Raw genomic sequence first — 6,096 nt, 5'->3', positions numbered from 1 at the left:
AGCCATTACCACCGGAACCGTTGCCGCCAGAACCATTGCCACCAGAGCCACTGCCACCGGAACCGTTGTCACCCGAACCATTGCCACCAGAGCCACTGCCGTCAGAGCCATTGCCGCCGGAACCATTGCCACCAGAGCCACTGCCGCCAGAGCCATTACCACCGGAACCGTTGCCGCCGGAACCATTGCCACCAGAGCCACTGCCACCCGAACCACTATCGTCCTGAGAACCATTGTTTCCTGGTGGTTTATTATTATCTTTTGAGTTGCCTTCTGCGAAATGATCGTTATTTTGTACAATCGCGTTTGTTACTGGAGAGAAGTTGTCTGTTGCTGCATTACCGATATTTAAACCACTAAAAAAAGATAAAGAAAGAGTTGATGCTAAAATGAAGATTTTTGTCATTGATTTCCTCCTGAAAATTAATATTCCATCTAAAATACATCCCTTTGTAATATTTCATAGGAAAAAGAGTTTTATGCAAAAAAAACTATATATAGAAAAAGGTGGTGTATTTCTAAAGAGAGAAAAGAGTTAGTGTAAATTCTTTATAATATTAGAGCAGTAGGAGTTTCACACTCATTACAGTAGAGGAAGTGACAGCAGATGAAAGAATATATTGCATTTGATATTGGTGGCACACAAATTAAATATGGAATTGTTTCAGAAACGGGAGTAGTACTAAAGCATAAAACAGTTCCAACAGAAATTCTTTTTGGTGGAGAACAAATCATTCAAAAAATTATTCTCCTATCCAAACAATTAATGAATGAACATACGATTTCGGGAATTGGTATTAGTACTGCGGGAATTGTTAATATTCATAAAGGGGTTGTAACGGGAGGAGTGGAACATATTCCGAACTACACGACTATTCCTATTATTGATAGATTGCAAAGGGTATTACAAGTTCCGGTGTCCGTTGAAAATGATGTGAATTGTGCAGCTTTGGGTGAGAAGTGGAAAGGTATTGGAAACGGAAAAAGGAATTTTATTATGCTTACTCTTGGAACTGGTATTGGAGGAGCAATTTTTATAGATGGAGAGTTATACAGGGGACATTCTTTTAGTGCTGGTGAATGGGGAAATATGTTAATAGAAGGAAAGCCGTTTGAAGAGGTCGCTTCCATTTCAGGTTTAATTCGTCTTGTACGAAAATATAAAGGTGAAAGTGATTGGAATGGAAAAACGATTTTTGAACTGTATGATAAAGGAGATAGAGAAGTTACGCAAGCGGTTGAGGTTTTCTTTAAACATTTAGCGATTGGAATTAGTAATCTTGCTTATATTTTCAATCCAGAAATGATTGTTATAGGTGGAGGGATTACTGATAGAGGAAACCAGTTTTTAAAAGAAGTAAAAGAAGAGATAGAAAAATATTTAAATAAGGAGATTTATAGCAATTGCGAGATTGAACTTGCACAAAACGGTAATTGCGCAGGAATGATTGGTTCTATTTACCACTTCTTACATCATCATAAGTAAGTTATATGAATGTTTTCATATAACTGAGAATTTATCCTTTTTATCACTAGGTAAATAATGCTACAATATAAGGGAAGAATACAATATTTTCCGCCTTGGAAAATGCTTTGTAGAAAGGAAGAAACTGCATGCCTATTATTTTAGAAAAAGGTCAAAAGATCGATTTAACGAAAGGACAACCAAAAGTAGCAAAATTACAGGTTGGCTTAGGCTGGGATCCAATTGGGCAATCAGGTGGGTTTCTGTCTTCATTATTTGGAAGTAAACCAAATGTAGATTGTGATGCATCTGTTGTTATGTTAGAAGGGGATCGTTTTTTAAACAAAAACGATTTAGTTTACTTCGGAAACAAGCTTTCTACTTGTGGTAGTATTATTCATTCAGGAGATAATTTAACAGGTGAAGGCGCTGGTGATGACGAAACAATTTTCGTAGAATTACATAAAGTTCCGAGCCGTATTAATCGTTTAGTATTCGTTGTAAATATTTATGACTGTGTAAATCGTCGTCAAGATTTCGGGATGATTCGTAATGCGTATATTCGTATTCAAAACCCGCAAACTGGTGAAGAATTAGCACGCTATAATTTATCGGATAATTATGCTGGCAAAACGACTCTAATTGCAGGTGAAATGTATCGTCACGGAAGTGAATGGAAGTTTTCAGCTGTTGGAGAAGGCACACAAGATAAAAACTTAAGTGAGATTGTATCACGTTATCAATAAAATAAACTGAGGAGGAATTGTGTATGGCATCAATTTCATTGAAAAAAGGACAAAAGGTAGACTTAACAAAAACGAATCCAGGTCTTTCGAAAGTTCTTGTAGGACTTGGTTGGGATACGAATCGTTATGACGGACAAAATGATTTCGATTTAGATGTTAGTATTTTCTTAGTAGGTGCTAACGGTAAAGTTTCAGGTGCAGAGGATTTCGTCTTCTATAATAACCCAAAAGGTGCGAATGGTGCTGTAGAGCATTTAGGAGATAACCGAACTGGTGAAGGTGAAGGCGATGACGAATCGATTAAAGTAGATTTAAAAAATGTACCTGCACATATCGAACGTATTTGTTTCACAATTACAATTTACGATGGAGAAGGTCGTAGCCAAAACTTCGGACAAGTTTCTAACTCTTTCGTACGTATTTTAGATGAAGAAAAGAATGCAGAGTTAATTCGTTACGATTTAGGAGAAGATTTCTCTATTGAAACAGCTGTTGTAGTAGGTGAATTATACCGTCATGCAGGTGACTGGAAATTCAATGCAATCGGAAGTGGATTCCAAGGTGGATTAGCATCTCTATGTAATAACTTTGGTTTAGATGTAGAGTAATAGATTAATAAATCCATCAGTGAAACGTATGTTTACTGATGGATTTATTTTTAAAAATTAAATTATAGAGGTGAATATAAATGGTTATTCAATTGCAAAAAGGACAGAAGATTGATTTAGGCAAGACAAGCCCAGGCTTAACAAAAGCAGTAATTGGCCTTGGGTGGGATATTAAATCTTACGACGGTGGATCAGATTTCGATTTAGATGCATCAGCATTCCTATTAGATGCGAACGGAAAATGTACGAAGGAAACTGATTTTATCTTCTATAATAATTTACAGTCTCCTTGTGGATCTGTTCTACATACAGGAGATAACCGCACAGGTGAAGGTGAAGGTGACGATGAGCAACTTGTTGTGGACTTAAAGAAAGTTCCAGCAGATGTGCACAAAATTGCTATTACAGTTACGATTTATGATGCAGAAGGCCGTAGTCAAAACTTTGGACAAGTAGGAAATGCGTTCGTTCGTTTAGCGAATGAAGAAACGAATGAAGAAGTTCTTCGTTTTGATTTAGGGGAAGATTTCTCCATCGAAACAGCAGTTGTCTTTTGTGAATTATACCGTCATAATGGACAGTGGAAGTTTAATGCAGTAGGAAGTGGATTCCAAGGTGGTTTAGGTGCGCTTGTAAGAGCGTATGGCTTGGATGCATAAGAAGGGAAACGATATTCGTTTCCTTTTTTTGACCTTTCTATAAATCTAGCAAAGAATAGGGGATATAGGTAAGATGAGTATTTTGCAAGGAATCCTTGATACGTATGCTCAGTTTTTCGACTTGGACATGTGGATTAAAGTGTTGCAGGATCCAGTATCTTGGGGATTAATTGGTACACTTGTTGTACTTGAAGGGTTGTTATCTGCTGATAATGCACTTGTATTAGCAGTAATGGTAAAACACCTTCCGGAAGAAAAACGTAAAAAAGCATTATTCTATGGACTTATTGGAGCTTATGTATTTCGATTTATTGCAATTGGAATTGGAATGTTCTTAATTAAATTAGCATGGGTAAAAGTGTTAGGTGCACTTTACTTAGCGTGGCTTTCAGTTAAATACTTCATTGATAAAAGAAAAGGTAATGCAGAAGAAGAGGAAGCTCATGGTATGAACCAAAATAGTATTCTCTTCAGAATGTTTGGTGTCTTCTGGGGAACAGTTGCAATGGTTGAATTAATGGATATCGCGTTCTCTGTAGATAGCGTACTTGCCGCATTTGGTGTATCAAATGAAGTTTGGATTTTATTATTAGGTGGAATGCTCGGTATTTTAATGATGCGCGGTATCGCTGGCGTATTCTTAAAGTTGTTAGAGCGTATTCCGGAACTGGAAACGACAGCATATATTTTAATCTTAATTATTGCAACAAAAATGTTACTGTCTGTTATTCATATTGAAATCAGTCATACAGTGTTCTTCATCATTTTAGTTGTAGCGTTTGGAGCAACATTTATACTTCACTACATGAAGAATTCTGGACAAGCTAAAGAAGAAGTTGCAGCTACTAAGGAAGACAATAAATAATTGAAATGGGTTTGCTCGTTTTACGAGCGCCCATTTTTTATAACCAAAAATAGTTTATAATAGAAGGAAGAATAAGAAAAAGTAAATGTTTTTGGAGGTGAACTGTTGTGTTTTCACGTTTTACACTTCAACCATATGCATTAAAAGAGGAATCAGATTTAAAGCAATTTGAAACACTTTTAGAAAAACGCCCACAATATGAGCTGACAGAGAATGAGATGAAATTTAGTTATATAGCATGTCGAATCCTTGGCGTTCCTAATGATGTAGATGAATATTTCAATGAACTATTTGATTATAGTGAAGCGAAAGGAATCGAAGTTTTACACGAACAAAATTTAAATAAAGTAATCGATTCGGAAAAACTTCGTCACATTCAAGAAGTGTTCGGATTACATCAAGAAGCACCAAATGGTCTGACAGTAAATAGGCTAGTAGCACACTTATCTGGGAAACAACTTTTGCCGAAAGTAGACAATCCTGATTTACAGCACTATATACATACGACGTTTATTTCTGTATTGAAATTATATGAGAAACAACATAATCAATCTTTAAAGACAGAAGGATTCCGTCGTTTCTTAATCGATATGATTAAGTTAAGTGAAAATTACGTAGCGAAGTGGTTCTCTACGATTAATTATAAGAAACAAATGCCGCGTATCGTTTGGTACGGTGATGCACAGGAAAGCCGTATATATTTCTTATACTTTCTTATTATGCTCGGCTGCGATGTACTTTATTATCACCCAGAAGGAAAAGATGGATTTGAGAATGTTGATGAGGAAGGAAGAAGTTTTGTCGTGTCTCATCCAAGTCGGATTTCTCTTGAGCCGTTTCCAGATCGCCGCCGTGAGCGAGTTGCAACAGTAGCATATCAAGCTTCAAAAGAAATTGAGCAAGTACTTCACCACGATAATTCACTGCTATACAAGCCGTGGCAATTCCGTTCATATACGCCTGTAGCTCGTACGCTCAAAACAACGTATGATGAACTCTTTTTAATTACGAAAGAAAAGGCATTTGTACGTCCGACATTCTTTGTTGAGAATAAACACATTTATATTCCTTCTTTATTTGCGAAAATATCAGGTCTTTCAAAAAATGATAAAGAGTATTTTCAGCGATTAAAGGCTGTTACATCGTTTGATAACAGTTTATTAATTAATACATTCCCATTTACGAAAGAACAAAAAGCAAATTTCCAATATCATTACCGAGATGCTTTAGACCGCGGGGGGAAATTACATCCTGATTTAATTATGAACAGTCATTGGTGGCCACATAAACGATTGCCAGAAGGGTTACAACATGGTATTGCAGAGGCGATCATTCATGCGTGCGAAAGTGAAATGTGTAAACCAATTGCAAAAGAGACGAAACAAGATGTAGCGCTATATGTTTTCGCGCAACTTTCTCAAATACCACCAAATATTTTAGAACAGCTTGAGAAATTTGATTATTCACAAGATGTACCGAAAATTGTTATATTTAATAATGAGAAGAGTGGGGAATTAACTCGTTCTGATGCTGTTTTATTACTATTTTTAAATCAAATAGGAGTAGATGTATTCCACTTCAATCCAACAGGAAGAAACGATATTGAACCGTATATTGAAGCGGAGGCATTTGATTCACATTGGCTTGAAGAAGTTAATTTCGATCTTGAGTTTCATGGTTCATCAGCCTATAAAAATTTATCACAAACAATAAAAGGACTATTTCGTCCATTTTTATAAGGAAAGGGAGAATA

The 6,096-nt window shown here is 36.2% G+C and carries 6 protein-coding genes and 1 pseudogene; 6 read left to right on the top strand and 1 reads right to left on the bottom strand.

Annotated features, from left to right (window positions below):
- Positions 1 to 406: pseudogene (locus AC3WTI_RS24665) on the bottom strand (cell wall anchor protein); the annotation flags it as partial.
- A 201-nt stretch (positions 407 to 607) separates the two neighbouring features.
- On the opposite strand from AC3WTI_RS24665, the gene AC3WTI_RS24660 reads away from it, so the two are divergent.
- The 6 genes from AC3WTI_RS24660 to AC3WTI_RS24635 all read left to right on the top strand — a co-directional run bounded on the left by AC3WTI_RS24660 (position 608) and on the right by AC3WTI_RS24635 (position 6,082).
- Positions 608 to 1,486 (top strand): ROK family protein, encoded by an 879-nt coding sequence (locus AC3WTI_RS24660; protein WP_087957312.1) that lies wholly within the window; start codon positions 608 to 610, stop codon positions 1,484 to 1,486.
- Positions 1,487 to 1,614: 128 nt separating this feature from the next.
- The gene (locus AC3WTI_RS24655; RefSeq protein ID WP_001121586.1) at positions 1,615 to 2,211 is read left to right on the top strand and encodes a TerD family protein; all 597 of its coding nucleotides are present in this window, start codon (positions 1,615 to 1,617) and stop codon (positions 2,209 to 2,211) included.
- 23 nt (positions 2,212 to 2,234) lie between these two features.
- Positions 2,235 to 2,819: a TerD family protein gene (locus AC3WTI_RS24650; protein WP_000146729.1), complete on the top strand. Its 585-nt coding sequence runs from the start codon at positions 2,235 to 2,237 to the stop codon at positions 2,817 to 2,819.
- An 80-nt stretch (positions 2,820 to 2,899) separates the two neighbouring features.
- A complete protein-coding gene (locus AC3WTI_RS24645) occupies positions 2,900 to 3,478 on the top strand; it encodes a TerD family protein (protein ID WP_000236649.1) in 579 nt (192 codons plus the stop codon).
- A gap of 73 nt (positions 3,479 to 3,551) precedes the next feature.
- A complete protein-coding gene (locus tag AC3WTI_RS24640) occupies positions 3,552 to 4,343 on the top strand; it encodes a TerC family protein (RefSeq protein WP_087957311.1) in 792 nt (263 codons plus the stop codon).
- Positions 4,344 to 4,450: 107 nt separating this feature from the next.
- The gene (locus AC3WTI_RS24635; RefSeq protein ID WP_492304470.1) at positions 4,451 to 6,082 is read left to right on the top strand and encodes a YceG family protein; all 1,632 of its coding nucleotides are present in this window, start codon (positions 4,451 to 4,453) and stop codon (positions 6,080 to 6,082) included.
- The last annotated feature ends 14 nt before the right edge of the window (positions 6,083 to 6,096 follow it).

The organism is Bacillus sp. EB106-02-03-XG38 (assembly GCF_058792175.1).
This window is presented reverse-complemented; position numbering and strand designations above follow the sequence as displayed.

Excerpts from the sequence above, each read along its gene's own strand:
- AC3WTI_RS24660 (WP_087957312.1), top strand. The coding sequence starts at position 608 with ATGAAAGAATATATTGCATTTGATATTGGTGGCACACAAATTAAATAT.
- AC3WTI_RS24640 (WP_087957311.1), top strand. The coding sequence starts at position 3,552 with ATGAGTATTTTGCAAGGAATCCTTGATACGTATGCTCAGTTTTTCGAC.
- AC3WTI_RS24655 (WP_001121586.1), top strand. The coding sequence starts at position 1,615 with ATGCCTATTATTTTAGAAAAAGGTCAAAAGATCGATTTAACGAAAGGA.
- AC3WTI_RS24650 (WP_000146729.1), top strand. The coding sequence starts at position 2,235 with ATGGCATCAATTTCATTGAAAAAAGGACAAAAGGTAGACTTAACAAAA.
- AC3WTI_RS24645 (WP_000236649.1), top strand. The coding sequence starts at position 2,900 with ATGGTTATTCAATTGCAAAAAGGACAGAAGATTGATTTAGGCAAGACA.